A 13,183-nucleotide genomic window follows, 5' to 3' on the forward strand; every position below is an offset into this window, starting at 1 on the left:
CGTTTTTCATGCAGCCCATCCTCTACTACGTGCATCATCAGGGCACTGGACACTGGCGTCGGGCCCTGGCGGTGGCCGCTGAACTCGATCGCCCGGTCGTCTTTCTCTCTTCGGTGGCGCCGCCGGACGCACTTCCTCCATCGGGCACGTATGTTGCTCTGCCCCTGGATATTCCGGCCGACCCCGAGAACCACGACGCCCATGGCCATCTGCATTGGGCGCCGGTGCACCAGGCCGGTCTGCTGGCCCGCCACCGGTTCATCCTGGAAGCGGCCGAGCGCTACCAACCGGCCCTGGCCGTCGTGGACGTCTCGGTGGAGGTGACGGTTCTCCTGCGGACCAGCGGTGTTCCCGTTGTCTCGGTGCGACTTCCGGGCCAGCGTGATGACTGCGCCCATGCTCTCGGCTTCGGCCTGTCCGATCAGATCGTGACGCCGGTGCCGTCGGCGTGGGGCCTGCACGCCGGACTGCCCCGGACCCAGGCAGTCGGTCTGGTCACCCGAGCGCGGCCGGTTCCGCTTCAGGGCAACAACAATGGACGTCCGCGAGCAGTCATCATCATCGGCACCGGTGGATCACGCATAGACGCCCGCACGTGTGCCGAGATCGCCGCCGATCTCCCCGAGCACGACGTCACCGTGGCCGGTCTCAGTCCGGCGAAACTGTCGGTGCTGCCGGATAATCTGTACTTCGAAGGTCGGGTCAAAGACGCCGCGCCCTTCATCCGGAGTGCTTCCGTAGTCATCGGCAACACCGGTCTGGGAACCGTCGGCGAAGTGCTCGCGGCCGGAAAGCCCTTCGTCGCCCTGCCCGAGCCTCGGGCCTTCGGCGAGCAGGAGGTGACCGCCCGGGCGCTCGAAGAAACAGGAGCGGCGGCCGTGCTCTGGGACCTGCCACACCCAGCCGTTGGCGATGAGCCGGGCGCTGGAGCTGGGGGCCGCACCGTGACCGGTCTGTGTGCTGGAACAGGTCGACGCACCGTGGTGAACCGGCACCCCGACGGCGATGACTGCGTTAGAGATGAACTTCGCGCCGAAACAGATGGCCACGCGGCAACGGAACTGCGTACTGGCATGGACCGGCACGCCGGTACAAATGGCCACGACGGGCGGGATCAGCACGTTGGACCCGCTCGTCTCGCGGAGGCACCTCCGTACGCCAGCGCTGCGCAGTTCGCGGGCGAGGCAGTGGATTCGGCACCTGCCAGGCCCAGCACTTGGGCCGAAGCCGTGCAGCACGCCATGCTTTTGCGCAGCGACCACTACCCGGCTCGCGGTATCACCGACGGCGCAGTCCGTTTCGCCCAGATCATCGAGGCGCAGGCCAGCCTGCACTCGACGTCCCGCGGCACGCTTCTGCCCCGACCGGCCGACGAAGCTCAGCTAGCTCCCTCGCCCCGCTCCGCTGACGAGCCACAGCTGGCCCGATGAGCCTCGCCGTCGTCACTACCGTGGCCGGCCGCCGCCCCCACCTGGCCCGGCAGCTTGAGGGACTGCAGCGCCAGACCCGCCCGGCCGACCATCTGGTCATCGTGCGCATGGACCAGCAGGACGTCACCGTTCCGCCCATTGCTGCGGAACATGTTGCAGTACTCGATATTCCGCAGCAGAACGGCCAGCTCCCCCTGTCGGCCGCCCGCAATCTGGGCGCCCGGGCGACCGAGGCCGAGCAGATCGTCTTTCTTGACGTGGACTGCATTCCCGGCGCAAGCCTGGTCGAGGCCTATGCCAAAGCGCTCAGCCAGGCCGACGGGCTGGTCAGTGGCCCCCTTCGCTACCTCGAACCCGATGCCGTGCAGGACTCCTGGACCGAAGCCGACCTGTACCGCCACTCGCACCAGCACCCGGCCCGCCCCGCACCCGAACCAGGCGAGATAGTCCAGGACGACCGTCACGAACTGGCCTGGACAACTTCCTTAGGAATCAATCGCCGAGACTTTGACCGGATCAACGGGTTCGACGAGCGCTTCGTGGGCTACGGCGGCGAGGACACCGATTTCGGCATCCGGGCCCAGGCGGCCGGCCTGGGCGTGTGGTGGAGTGGCGATGCGGTCGCCTTTCACCAGCATCATGACACCCAGAGCCCGCCGACCCGGCATCTGGCCGCGATCGTCCGTAATTCCGCTCTGTTCAAACAGATTCACGGCTGGTACCCGATGCAGGGTTGGCTGGAGGAGTTCCGGCGGCGGGGTCTGATCGACTTCGACCCAGCCGCCGGGTTCCTGCGGCTCAGGCCGGATCGGTGAAGAAGGCCGTGGCCGCGCCGACCAGGTGAGCCGGGTCTTCGACGCCGCACAGTTCGCGGGTGGAGTGCATCGAGAGCACCGGGATGCCGACGTCGACGGTCCGAATTCCCAGTCGGGTGGCCGTGATCGGGCCGACCGTAGAGCCGCACGGCACCGTGTTGTTCGCTACGAAGACCTGGGTGGGCACTTCGGCGGTGGCACAGGCCCGGTGCCAGGCCGCAGCGCCTGGCGCATCGGTGGCGTAGCGCTGGTTGGCGTTGACCTTCAGCACCGGGCCGGCGTTGATCAGGGCCAGGTGGTCCGGGTCGTGCCGGTCCAGGTAGTTGGGGTGGGCGGCGTGCGTGACATCGGCCGAAAGACAACGAGATGCAGCGAACGAGCGGTAACGCTCCTCCATCCCGCCGGCCAACCGGGTGAGCACCATCTCCAGCAGCGGGCCGGCCGCACCGGTGGCCGAGTTGCTGCCGATCTCCTCGTGGTCGAAGCCGACGAAGACCGGGACCGTCTCGGTCTGGGTCTGAGCCGCGGCGATCAGCGCGGTCAGGCCGGCGTGCACCGAGGACAGGTTGTCCAGGCGGGGCGAGGCGAACAGTTCCTGATCGGCGCCGAGCCGGGCCGGCGGGGTGAGGTCGTGCACGATCAGGTCGTGCGCGGCCACGTCGGCGGCGTCGACACCGGTCTCGGCGGCCAGGAATCGGAGCAGGTCGCCGTCGGTGGTCTTGCCCAGCCCCCAGATCGGGAGCAGATGACGCTGCGGGTCGAGCTTGAGGCCCTGGTTCACCTGACGGTCGAGGTGGATGGCCAACTGCGGCACCCGCAGCAGGGGCCGGGCGATGTTCACCGGGACCACCGTGCCGTCGAGCAGGACCAGCCGGCCCGCCAGCCCGAGATCCCGGTCCAGCCAGGAGTTCCACAGCGCCCCGCCGTAGACCTCGACGTTGACCTGGCGCCAGCCGGCCACCCCGGTGTCGGGGTTCGGCTTGATCTTCAGCGACGGCGAGTCGGTGTGCGCGGCGAAGATCCGGAAGGCCGCGCCCGGCCGGATGTTCTCACCGGTGAACCAGGCCAGCAGCGTGCCGTCGCGCACCAGGTAGCGCCCACCCGGGGTGGGGTCCCACTCCTGCGTCTCCACCTGCTCGGTGAAGCCCGCCTGCTGCAGGCGGCGCACTGCCTCGGCCACCGCGTGGTAGGGGCTGGGCGCGGCGGAGACGAATTCGGCAAGGTCAAGCGTGGTTCCGGTCACCGCCCGACCCTACCCGTTGACCTCCGAGGGCTGCGTGGCCGCCCAGCTGGCCAGCATCTGCAGCGCGTCGGCCGAAGGCGAGCCCGGTTCGGGCGTGTACACGGTCAGGATGTGCCCCGGATCGGCCGGCAGCTCGATGCTGTTGTAGGTCATCTCCATCAGGCCGACCACCGGGTGGCGGAACTGCTTGATCCCGGTGTGGTGCAGACGCACGTCGTGCTGGGCCCAGCGGGTGCGGAACTCGTCGCTGCGGGTGGCCAGCTCCCCCACCAGGTTGGACAGCTCCCTGTTCTTCGGGTCGCGCCCCGCCGCCATCCGCAACTGGTTCACCGTGACGCTCGCGGCGCCGTCCCAGTTCGGGTAGTAGTCGCGCGAACGCTGGTCCAGAAAGGTGAACCGGGCCCAGTTGGGGGTGGTGCCCGATTCGGCCGCGCTCTCCAGCAGCGGCGCCATGAAGGCCCGGCCCAGAGAATTGGCCGACACCAGGTCGGCCCGCTCGTTACAGATCAGTGCGGGTGCGCCGGTGATCGCGTCCAGCATCCACTGCAGGCTCTCGCGAGGCTGCGGCGGCCGCCACCGGGGTCCCCGGGGGCCGACCGTCCGGGTCGGCTTGACGGCTCGGGCCAGGTTGAACAGATGGACGCTCTCGGCATCGTCGAGTTGCAGGGCACCGGCGATCGCGTTGAGGACGTCGTCGGAGGCGCTCGCGACGTGGCCCTTCTCCAGCCGCACGTAGTAGTCGGTGGAAACCCCGGCCAGCATTGCCACCTCTTCGCGGCGCAACCCCGGCACCCGGCGCCGGCCCCCGTAGAGCGTCACACCGGCCTGCTCGGGGCTGAGCTTGGCGCGGCGGCTGACCAGGAACTCACGGATCTCGGTGCGCGGGTCTAGGCCGTCGGGGCTGTCCATCCACCCAGGTTAAGAGGGATCAGCCGGCTGAGGGGGGTCACGCTGGACCCCCTGACCAACCTGATCTGTCGCGCCCGGGTCGGCTGGCCTTGCATGGAGGCAGCACCGTCAGTTCACTCAGAAGGACGAGAATCCATGCGCGCCACGATCATGCACGGCTCCCGCGACGTCCGCGTCGAAGAGGTCGCCGATGCCACCATCCTCAAGCCCACCGACGCCGTGATCCGCCTGGCAGCGGCCTGCGTGTGCGGTTCCGACCTGTGGCCCTACCGCGGCGCCGATGCGATCACCGAGCCCGTGCCGATGGGCCACGAGTACGCCGGCATCGTCGAGGCGGTCGGCAGCGAGGTACGCAGCGTCCGGCCCGGCCAGTTCGTCGTCGGCTCGTTCATGGCCTCGGACAACACCTGCGAGATCTGCCGCTCCGGCTACCAGAGCGGCTGCGTCCACCGCGAGTTCGTGAGTGGTTCGCAGGCCGAGCTGATGCGCGTCCCGCTGGCCGACGGCACCCTGGTGGCCACCCCCGAGGTCCCGGACGCGAAGTACGTTCCCTCGCTGCTGGCGGCTTCCGACGTGCTCGGCACCGGCTGGTTCGGTGCTCTGGCCGCTCAGGCCGGCCCGGGCAAGACCGTCGCCGTGGTCGGTGACGGCGCCGTGGGCCTGCTCGGCGTGCTGGCGGCCCGGCTCCTCGGCGCCGAGCGGATCATCGCCATGAGCCGCCACGAGTCCCGCCAGAACCTGGCTCGCGAGTTCGGCGCCACCGACGTCGTGGTCGAACGGGGTGACGAGGGGGTGGAGCGGATCAAGGAGCTGACCAACGGTCTGGGCGCGCACAGCGTGATCGAGGCGGTGGGTACGCAGGAGTCGATGATGCAGGCCGTCCGTTCCTCCCGGCGCGGTGGCCACGTGGGCTACGTCGGTGTCTCGCACGACGTGAACCTGCCCGGCCAGGAGATGTTCTACTCGCACGTCCACCTGCACGGCGGCCCGGCCCCGGTGCGCGGCTACCTGCCCGAACTGCTCGACCTGATCCTGAGCGACAAGATCGACCCGGGTCAGGTCTTCGACCTGGCGGTGCCGCTGGCGCAGGCGGGCGAGGCCTACCGGGCGATGGACGAGCGGCGCGCGATCAAGGCCCTGCTCCAGATGTGAGGTCTCAGGCCGGGTCGGGCTCGGCCATCCGGTCGCGGATCGCCCGCAGCTTGTCCAGCCGGCTGGCCTCTTCCTGCACGACCGGGATGCTGCCGGTGTGAGCCTTCACCACTTCGCTCTGCTGCCAGCTGACGGTCGAGGCCTCGACCTCGGCGGTACGCGAGCGGCGGGCCAGGTGGCGGCCCCGGGGGCGAGGTGGGTTGATCTCCATTCAGGTCACGGTAATGCATCGAAATACCCCAGGGGCAACTTCTTACAGTGACTTGAGCGTGAGTTAGAACAAATCAACACATGTAGTCGATTCGCTACAGGTGTATATGACGCTCGCTGTCAGGTACAGCAGTCAGGGTTGCTTCGATGAACCGTCCCGGCCCGCCACCCGGGCCCGGCCCGATCCGGAGGTAACCGTGTCCGATCCGCAACGCGCCTGGTTAGGTGTCGTGTCGGCCGACCATGCGCAGATCGCCGCCGCGCACGGCTGGATCCAGCTCAACCACGGCAAGCGCAACAACCTCGCCCGGCTGCGGCGGGGCGACGGTTTCGCCTTCTACTCCCCCACCCAGCGCCTCGGTGACAAGCAGCCGCTACGCGCAGTCACCCAGATCGGCATCGTCACCGACGACGAGGCCTATCAGGCGGACGAGGCCATGCAGATGGGTGGTAGTGAGCTGATCCGGCCGTGGCGCCGCACCGTCGACTTCCGCCCGAGCCGCCCGGTCCCGGTCAGGGACCTGGCCGGGCAGCTGGACCTGACCCGGGAGCCGAACTGGGGCTACTCGCTGCGCTTCGGTCTGCTCCCGCTGAGCCTCGAGGACTTCCACCGGCTGGCCGAGGTCATGACGCAGACTCCCGGATGACCTGCTTCAGATCGGCGTAGGTGGCACCGTTGCCCGAGGTCAGCGTGGCGTCGTCCAGCCAGGCCAGCCCCTCGTACCCGTAGGCGATGGCCTGCTGGCGGACCACTCGGTGCAGGTCCCCGGCCGACTGCCCACCCGTGTTCTCCCCCCAAAGGCGACCAGCCCGTCCATACTTTCTGGCCGCCACCAGCAAAGCCCACCAGGGAGCGCCGTTGCCGTCGTAGACGGGCGAATGACTGTCCGGGTCCCAGAAGTGCGGCGAGTCGATCCAGGTGGTGTACGGCCGGATCTTCTCGTCGGGGTAGGCCGCGATGGTGGCGTCCCAGTCCAGACCGGAGCCGAGGTTGATCTGGTAGTTGCGCGCGCCGTTCTCCGACGTAGGGGTCTGGCTGGCGGGCCGGATACCGGCGCCCGGGTGCATCACGTAGATCGGCCCGCTGAAGTGGAGGCGGAACTTGCCGATGAACCACGTCATCCAGTTGACCAGTGACTGCACATACCAAATGGCGAAGATCTCGTCGCCGCCGGTCCAGCCACCGCTGGCCCCGGTGATCGGATCAGCCGGGGTGACCACGTGGCCCGGTACCGGGCAGGGGCCCATTCTCGGGGCCAGGTCTTCGGTTCCCTTGCCCTGGGCGGCATCTGAGTACCCCCAGAACTGGGGACGATCGACCGAGGACGGGAACTGCAGCTCACCTTTGGTCAGTCCGCCCAGCTTGACCCGCTCGATCTGGGCCCAGTCGATCTGCCCGAACAACTGGTCCAGGAAATCGGCCACGTAGGCCCGGCCGCGCCCCGACCACACCCAGTCGCGCACGTTGTCGCCGGTCTCCTGGGCCGGGGCCCACTCGGTGCCGTACTGATCGCGGAACCGGGGCAGGTCGTTGAGGACGAAGTCGGGCGGGTACTGAAGGCACACCTCCAGGCAGACTTTCAGGCCGAGCTCGCGCACCGCGTGGATCTCCTTGACCACCCGCTCGGCCTCGACCTCACCACCGGCGCTGCTCTGCAACTGGTCCCAGAACGCACGCACATGGCCGTGCGTGGCACCCGCCCGTTTCGCCCGCTCCTTGGCCCCGGCCCGTTCGGTGGCCAGCACCATCCAGGCCGGACCGACATGCTCGGGTGCTGCTTTCGGTACCAACGGCTGCGCCTCCGTCGCCTTCACCAGTCCCACCCCACCCACCAGACCCACGACCGTGCCCCCGGCTCCGGCGATCACCTCACGGCGGGTGGGACGCCGCTCGGAACCTGCCATCACCGTTCCCTTTTCGACAAGGCTCAGAAAACTGACAAACCGCGAGTCCATTGTGGCCCATGCCCGGAAACCCGCTGTACCGAAAGCGCTGCACCGAAGGCGCAGCGATGTTTCAGTGGCGCAAGTGATCTCGTAGCCGCCGGGCCACCGCCGCCATCAACGCCTCAGCGCCAGGCTGCACAGTAGCCGCCACGCGGGACTCAGTAAGCACAACAACCGCAAAGGTCTGGCCGTCGGCGTGCTCGACCACCCCGATCTCGTGCCGCAGGTTCAGCAGGGTGCCGGTCTTGGACGACCAGCGGGAGGCGTCCGAGGCGAAGTCCGGGGCCAGACGCTGACGCAGGATGTTGTTGCCCAGGAGCTCACGGGTGCGCTCGGCCACGGCCGGGTCGAACGACGACGGACGCCAGATGGCCTGCAGCAGATCGGTGTAGGCCCGGGCAGTGCCGGAGTTGGCCCGGCTGACATCGAGTTGCGGCACCGGATGACCACGCCCGGCGGTACCCGCGCCGATCGCCAGCGAGTGGGCCAGATACCCCTCCCCGCTGGGAAAACGTTCGGCCGGGGTGTCGGACAGGTCCATCAGGCGGTGCCGCACGGTGATCTCGGAATGGCCGTGGGCGCGCAGGAACTCAGTGACAGCGGCGGGCGGGGTGCGCTCGAGCAGGATGTCGGAGGCGGTGCTGTCACTGAGGCAGACACTGAGGTAGAGCAGGTCTTCGAGGGCGATCGTGGCCGGGTGGCGAAACTTGGTCAGGCCGGGCAGGCCCGGGACGTCCAGGTCACCGGAGTTCACCAGAATCGGCTCGGCCCGGTTGATTTCGCCGGTTCGGATCCGGTCCAGGGTGGCCAGCGCGAGCGGAACCTTGACCAGCGAGGCGGCGGGATACTCCAGGTCGGGCTCGATCCCGATCTCGGCGCCGCTGTCCAGGTCACGCACCAGGAACGAGCCGCGCAGCCCGCCGTCGTCCAGGTCCTGCCGCAGTTGCTCGATCAGTCTCATCCGGCTGCCCCCAGGCACCGCGCGATCAGCGGATGCAGCCGGGTGCGCAGCAGCTCGGCATCGGTCCCGGCCATCGCCGAGACACCGTACCCTCGAGCCAGTTCCACCTCACCGATCGGCCGCCAGGCCAGCCCCAGCTCGGTGGCCTGAGCCGACGAGCACAGCAGCAGATCGTCGGAGCCCAGCACCTCGGCCAGCGCGGTGGTGAGAGTGGGCGCGACCGCGACCTGAGCCGGCCGCATCCCCACTGCATCACGCACCCGCGTGAGCCGATCGCGAATGTGGGGCACATCGTCCTCTGGTTGGACCCGGACCACCCGCCCTGGTTCGCCGGACCGAGAACGACCAGGGCGCAACGTCTCCAGATAGATCCTCGCGCCCGTAGGCTGCGCCACCCCGGCCAGCCCCAACGGCACCGTCCAGTCGCTCTGGTCGGACGGGACCGCGATCAGCGCGGCGCGCACGGCCAGCGACCGGGCCAGCTCGGCCCGGTTGGTGGGCGGTTGCGGCACCAGGTCGAGAAAAACGTTCTCGCTACGGGCCTGCGCCTCCAGCCGGGCCAGGTTGGCCGTGCCGCAGGTATCCGGGACAGCCAGCCGGAACGGACGGCGGCGGGCTCGTTCCGCGTCGTACAGCAGATCGTCGGCCAGCCGGACCAGACGCTTGGCCGAGGGCAGCAGGTCGGCGCCGAACTGGGTGAGCGTGACGCGGCGGGAAGTGCGCTCGAACAGGGTCTCCCCCAGGTGCTTCTCCAGCGCGGCCACCCGGCGGCTGACCACCGACTGGGGTGCCTTGACCGCCGCGGCCGCCTGGGTGAACCCGCCGTGCTCGCTGACACTGACGAAAGCCTGGCATCCCGCGAGCACGTCCACGACCTCACTCTATGCCAGGTCAGCATGAATCGAGCTGTTCAGGTATTGGACCGCATGGATCCGACCCGGCCACGCTGAACCGGTCACCAGGAAGCCCGAGAGAAAGGTTGACCAGATGAAGCTCGTCACCGCAGGCCTGGCATCGGTGGTTCTGCTGCTCGGCTGCGCCGCCTCCCCCACCCAGGCGGCCACCGTTCCGGCCGTTCCCGACACCCAGTTCCGCGCTCTGGAAAAGAGTTACGACGCAACCCTGGGCATCTATGCCGTGGACACCGGCACCGGGGAAACCGTGAAGTACCACGCCGACCGCCGCTTCGCCTACGCCTCCACCATCAAGGCCCTGCAGGCCGGGGTGCTGTTCAAGCAGCGCACCGACCGGCAGCTCGAGAAGGTCGTCCACTACGACGAGTCCGATCTGCTGGCGCACGCCCCGATCACCAAGGAGCACGTCAACACCGGGATGACGCTGCGGGCCCTGGCCGACGCCTCGGTGCGCTACAGCGACAACACCGCCGCCAACCTGCTCTTCCACGAACTCGGCGGCCCGAAGAAGGTGGATCAGGCGCTGGAACGGATGGGTGACCGCACCACCCAGATGAACCGGATCGAGCCGGAACTCAACGAAGCCACCCCCGGCGATCGCCGTGACACCAGCACGCCCCGCGCCCTGGCGAGCGATCTGCGCAAACTGGTGCTGGGAGACGTCCTCGATCACCGGGACCGAGCCGCCCTGACTGACCTGCTCAAGCGCAACACCACGGGTGACAAGCTGATTCGGGCCGGGGTGCCGGCGGGCTGGGAGGTCGGCGACAAGACCGGCTCGGGCGGCTACGGTACCCGCAACGACATCGCCGTGATCTGGCCGCCCAAGTCCGCACCCATCGTCCTGGCGGTGCTGTCCAACCGCGACGAGGAAGACGCGAGCTACGACGACCAGCTGATCGCGGACGCCGCCGAGGTGGTGATCGGGCAGCTGACCTGACCGGAGCATTCAGGTCGCTGTGGCAGACTCAGGCCATGTGACGGACTGGTCCCGCCTGAGACATGCCCACGGTTCGGCGCAGGACATTCCCGGCCGGCTGGAGCAGCTCAGCACGCAGCCCAGAGCTGAGCTTTGGAACGACCTTTGGTCGGCCCTGTGCCACCAGGGCGAGGTGTACGACGCCAGCTTCGCGGCGCTGCCCGCGCTGGCCCGGATCGCCGCGGGCAGCGACCGCGAACCGGCAGTTAATGCCATCGTGCTGGCCGCGGCCATCGTGGCGGCCGCCGAGAACCCGATCGAGCATCCGGCGCAGCTGCAGGTGGCGGCCGAGCGGCAACTGCATGCCCGGCGGTGCGCACCGCTGGAGTACATCTACCTGCTCGCGGCCATGCTCACCTTCGAGGGTGAGGTGCACTGGAACGAGGACCTGCCGGCCGGGCTGTCGGACGGCGAGTACGAGCTGACCTGCCCGGAGTGCGACGCCGAGCTGCTGATGGTGCTGGACGAGCGCGGGTTCTACGCGGCCGACGCCGAGGACGAGTCCCGCACCACGCCACTGCGACCGAGCGACGCAGGCAAGCTGGAGGGCCAGGGCCGGCGCCTGCACGACCTGGCCGCGAGCGACGGGCAACACGAGATCGCGGGCATGCTGACCTATGTGTTCGGGGAGGCCGACTGCCCGTGCTGCGCGGCCGGGTTCGTGGTCACCGAGCACATCGGCATCCCTTACGACGGCACCGACGGCCTCAACGAGGAGTAGGACGGCGATGGAGAGCATCACCAAGAACCGGCAGCCGGTGGCGGTACTGCGGGCGATGGTCGAGCGGGCCTTCGGTGCGGGTCTGGTATCTCCGGCTGGGGACGACTGGGTCACCGAACTGGGGCACGGCTGGTTCAACGTGGTGTACCGGATCGAACTGCAGGACGGCCGCACCGTCATCCTGAAAATCGCCCCACCGGCGGATGTTGAGGTGATGAGCTACGAGCGCGGCGCGATGGCCACCGAGCTGAGCGCGCTGCGCCTGATCGGTGAGCAGTCCGACGTGCCGGTGCCCACGGTGGAGTTCGCCGACCAGAGCCACGAACTGTGCGACGCCGACTACTTCTTCATGTCGTTCGTGGACGCCGACAACCTCGGCATCCTTCTCGGCCAGGACGCGGTGTCCCCGGCCGAGCGGGACCAGTACGCCGAGGCGCTGGGCGGGCTGAACCGCCGGCTCAACCAGATCCCCGGGCCCTGGTTCGGTCCGCTGGACGGGCCGGGCGAGACCACCTGGCGGGCGTGCTTCCTGCGCAGGCTCGACGAGGTTCTCGAGGACGGTGAGCGCCGGAAAGTCGAGCTGGGTCTGACTTACGACCTGGTTCGGGCCGCGATCGCCGAGCGCGCCGATGCCCTGGACGAGGTCACCGAGCCCCGGTTCGTGGAGTGGGACCTGTTTCCCAACAACGCCATGGTGCAGGACGGCGCAATCGTCAGCCTGATCGACCACGAGCGCGCGTTCTACGGGGACCCGCTGATCGAGGCTGGGTTCATCGGGATCGACATGCCGAACTTCGGTGATCCTGGCGCGTTCCTGCGGGGGTACGGGCAGGGCCCGCTGAGCGCCGGAGAGCGGCACCGACGCTGGCTCTACAGCCTGTACCTGGCGTTGGTGATGGTGGTCGAGACCGAGTACCGCCAGCTCGAGCCCGAGCATGCGGAGACCTGCCGGGACCGGCTGCGGGCGCTCTACGCGGGCCGGTCCGGCACGCCCACGGCCCGCACCGACCATGGCACCAGCACCGCCCCCGACAGGATCACCGCCGCGAACACCAGACACGACACCAGCCAGGAACTGGCCTCGTACAGCGCCCCCGCACTCAGCGCCCCGACCAGCCCGCCCAGCAGCACCGCCGCCTCGTAAGCACCCATCCCCCGGCCCACGCGATCGCCCGAGGCCTCGGCGATCACCGCCTGCTGCACCGGACTCAGCGCCGCCCAGGCCACCGCGCTGAGCACCCACAAGGCGGCGATCACCCAGGGATTCGGGGCCCAGGCCAGCCCGACCGCGAACCCCGCGCTCAGCACCGAAGCCACCGCCAGCACCCGGGACCGGCCGTGGCGTACGACGTACCGGTGCAGGTACTGCGGCACCAGGCCCATGACGATGGCGCCGGGCAGGAACACCCAGGCAATCTGAATGATCTCCAGCTCGAAGTGCCGTTGCAGGTGCAGGATCAGCAGCAGGCCGATCGCCGCCTCGGCCGTCATGATCAGCACCACCGTGGCCAGCATCGGCCGCAACCGCCGCAGCACCGGGCCCGGCAACGGCGCCACCCTGGGGGCCGACCGGTCCGGCGCGCTCAGCAGGATGCCCGCCGCCACCGCACAGGTCACCGCGCAGGTCAGGAACAGCGGGCGCCAGTCGTCCACCGCACCGAGCAGGCTCAGCCCAGCGAAGAAGGCGATCCACGACCCGGTCTCCTCGTACGACGTGAGCCGCGCGAACACCGAGCTGTCCGCGGCCAGGCGCTCGCTGATCATCGAGCGCAGGCTGACCCACAGCAGCGCCCCGCCGACCCCGCTCAGCGCGGCCGCGGCGAAGGCCACCCCTAAGCCGGGCGCCACCGCGTACCCCACGCAGGCCAGGGCGTAGAGCAGCGCACCGGCGGCCGCCACCTT

Annotated in this window: 13 protein-coding genes and 1 pseudogene; 7 read left to right on the top strand and 7 right to left on the bottom strand. The window is 69.1% G+C overall.

Translation table 11 applies throughout. The features are described from left to right. Positions 1-8 precede the first annotated feature (8 nt). Together LR394_RS35980 and LR394_RS35985 are read left to right on the top strand one after the other, a co-directional pair. Positions 9-1,430 (top strand): glycosyltransferase, encoded by a 1,422-nt coding sequence (locus tag LR394_RS35980; RefSeq protein ID WP_231449163.1) that lies wholly within the window; start codon positions 9-11, stop codon positions 1,428-1,430. After that, positions 1,427-2,245 (top strand): glycosyltransferase family 2 protein, encoded by an 819-nt coding sequence (locus LR394_RS35985; protein ID WP_231449164.1) that lies wholly within the window; start codon positions 1,427-1,429, stop codon positions 2,243-2,245. Before LR394_RS35980 ends, LR394_RS35985 begins: the two co-directional genes overlap by 4 nt. Here LR394_RS35985 and LR394_RS35990 read toward each other — a convergent pair. Both LR394_RS35990 and LR394_RS35995 read right to left on the bottom strand, forming a co-directional pair. Next, entirely contained in the window at positions 2,229-3,488 is a 1,260-nt protein-coding gene (locus LR394_RS35990; RefSeq protein WP_231449165.1) for a M18 family aminopeptidase, read from the bottom strand. The two genes, LR394_RS35985 and LR394_RS35990, sit on opposite strands and share 17 nt — an antisense overlap. 9 nt (positions 3,489-3,497) lie before the next feature. After that, a complete protein-coding gene (locus LR394_RS35995; protein WP_231449166.1) occupies positions 3,498-4,397 on the bottom strand; it encodes a helix-turn-helix domain-containing protein in 900 nt (299 codons plus the stop codon). Between the two features lie 135 nt (positions 4,398-4,532). Between LR394_RS35995 and LR394_RS36000 the strand changes: the two genes are divergently transcribed. Next, the gene (locus LR394_RS36000) at positions 4,533-5,549 is read left to right on the top strand and encodes a zinc-dependent alcohol dehydrogenase family protein (RefSeq protein WP_231449167.1); all 1,017 of its coding nucleotides are present in this window, start codon (positions 4,533-4,535) and stop codon (positions 5,547-5,549) included. 4 nt (positions 5,550-5,553) lie between these two features. On the opposite strand, the gene LR394_RS36005 is transcribed toward LR394_RS36000, so the two are convergent. Further along, complete coding sequence (locus LR394_RS36005) at positions 5,554-5,760, bottom strand: hypothetical protein (protein ID WP_231449168.1); 207 nt, start codon at positions 5,758-5,760, stop codon at positions 5,554-5,556. Positions 5,761-5,956: 196 nt separating this feature from the next. Here LR394_RS36005 and LR394_RS36010 point away from each other — a divergent pair, with 196 nt between their 5' ends. Continuing rightward, positions 5,957-6,406 carry an EVE domain-containing protein gene (locus LR394_RS36010; RefSeq protein WP_231449169.1) on the top strand — a complete coding sequence of 150 codons (450 nt, stop codon included), beginning with the start codon at positions 5,957-5,959 and terminating at the stop codon, positions 6,404-6,406. On the opposite strand, the gene LR394_RS36015 is transcribed toward LR394_RS36010, so the two are convergent. The 3 genes from LR394_RS36015 to LR394_RS36025 form a co-directional block, all read right to left on the bottom strand. Beyond that, positions 6,384-7,664, bottom strand: a complete 1,281-nt coding sequence (locus tag LR394_RS36015) for a hypothetical protein (protein WP_231449170.1) — start codon at positions 7,662-7,664, stop codon at positions 6,384-6,386. The genes LR394_RS36010 and LR394_RS36015 overlap by 23 nt on opposite strands. Before the next feature lie 112 nt (positions 7,665-7,776). Next, complete coding sequence (locus LR394_RS36020; protein WP_231449171.1) at positions 7,777-8,667, bottom strand: serine hydrolase; 891 nt, start codon at positions 8,665-8,667, stop codon at positions 7,777-7,779. Continuing rightward, the gene (locus tag LR394_RS36025; RefSeq protein ID WP_231449172.1) at positions 8,664-9,539 is read right to left on the bottom strand and encodes a LysR family transcriptional regulator; all 876 of its coding nucleotides are present in this window, start codon (positions 9,537-9,539) and stop codon (positions 8,664-8,666) included. Before LR394_RS36025 ends, LR394_RS36020 begins: the two co-directional genes overlap by 4 nt. 115 nt (positions 9,540-9,654) lie before the next feature. Between LR394_RS36025 and bla the strand changes: the two genes are divergently transcribed. From bla to LR394_RS36040, 3 genes are read left to right on the top strand one after another with little or no spacing between them, the layout of a single operon-like run. Continuing rightward, positions 9,655-10,521: a class A beta-lactamase gene (gene bla / locus LR394_RS36030; RefSeq protein WP_231449173.1), complete on the top strand. Its 867-nt coding sequence runs from the start codon at positions 9,655-9,657 to the stop codon at positions 10,519-10,521. Positions 10,522-10,558: 37 nt separating this feature from the next. Beyond that, positions 10,559-11,281, top strand: a complete 723-nt coding sequence (locus LR394_RS36035) for a hypothetical protein (protein WP_231449174.1) — start codon at positions 10,559-10,561, stop codon at positions 11,279-11,281. A 7-nt stretch (positions 11,282-11,288) separates the two neighbouring features. Further along, on the top strand, positions 11,289-12,425 hold the full coding sequence (locus LR394_RS36040) for a phosphotransferase family protein (RefSeq protein ID WP_407937188.1): 1,137 nt from the start codon (positions 11,289-11,291) through the stop codon (positions 12,423-12,425). Here the strand turns inward: LR394_RS36040 and LR394_RS36045 are convergent. Then, a pseudogene (locus LR394_RS36045) lies at positions 12,344-13,180 on the bottom strand (MFS transporter); the annotation flags it as partial. The gene LR394_RS36040 and the pseudogene LR394_RS36045 sit on opposite strands and share 82 nt — an antisense overlap. Between the last annotated feature and the right edge of the window lie 3 nt (positions 13,181-13,183).

The sequence above is a fragment of the Kineosporia babensis genome, from assembly GCF_021129305.1.
Lineage (GTDB): Bacteria > Actinomycetota > Actinomycetes > Actinomycetales > Kineosporiaceae > Kineosporia > Kineosporia babensis.

Coding starts and splice junctions, on each gene's coding strand:
- LR394_RS35980 (WP_231449163.1), top strand. CDS start 9: ATGCAGCCCATCCTCTACTACGTGCATCATCAGGGCACTGGACACTGG.
- LR394_RS35985 (WP_231449164.1), top strand. CDS start 1,427: ATGAGCCTCGCCGTCGTCACTACCGTGGCCGGCCGCCGCCCCCACCTG.
- LR394_RS35995 (WP_231449166.1), bottom strand. CDS start 4,397: ATGGACAGCCCCGACGGCCTAGACCCGCGCACCGAGATCCGTGAGTTC.
- LR394_RS36000 (WP_231449167.1), top strand. CDS start 4,533: ATGCGCGCCACGATCATGCACGGCTCCCGCGACGTCCGCGTCGAAGAG.
- LR394_RS36005 (WP_231449168.1), bottom strand. CDS start 5,760: ATGGAGATCAACCCACCTCGCCCCCGGGGCCGCCACCTGGCCCGCCGC.
- LR394_RS36015 (WP_231449170.1), bottom strand. CDS start 7,664: ATGGCAGGTTCCGAGCGGCGTCCCACCCGCCGTGAGGTGATCGCCGGA.
- LR394_RS36020 (WP_231449171.1), bottom strand. CDS start 8,667: ATGAGACTGATCGAGCAACTGCGGCAGGACCTGGACGACGGCGGGCTG.
- bla (WP_231449173.1), top strand. CDS start 9,655: ATGAAGCTCGTCACCGCAGGCCTGGCATCGGTGGTTCTGCTGCTCGGC.
- LR394_RS36040 (WP_407937188.1), top strand. CDS start 11,289: ATGGAGAGCATCACCAAGAACCGGCAGCCGGTGGCGGTACTGCGGGCG.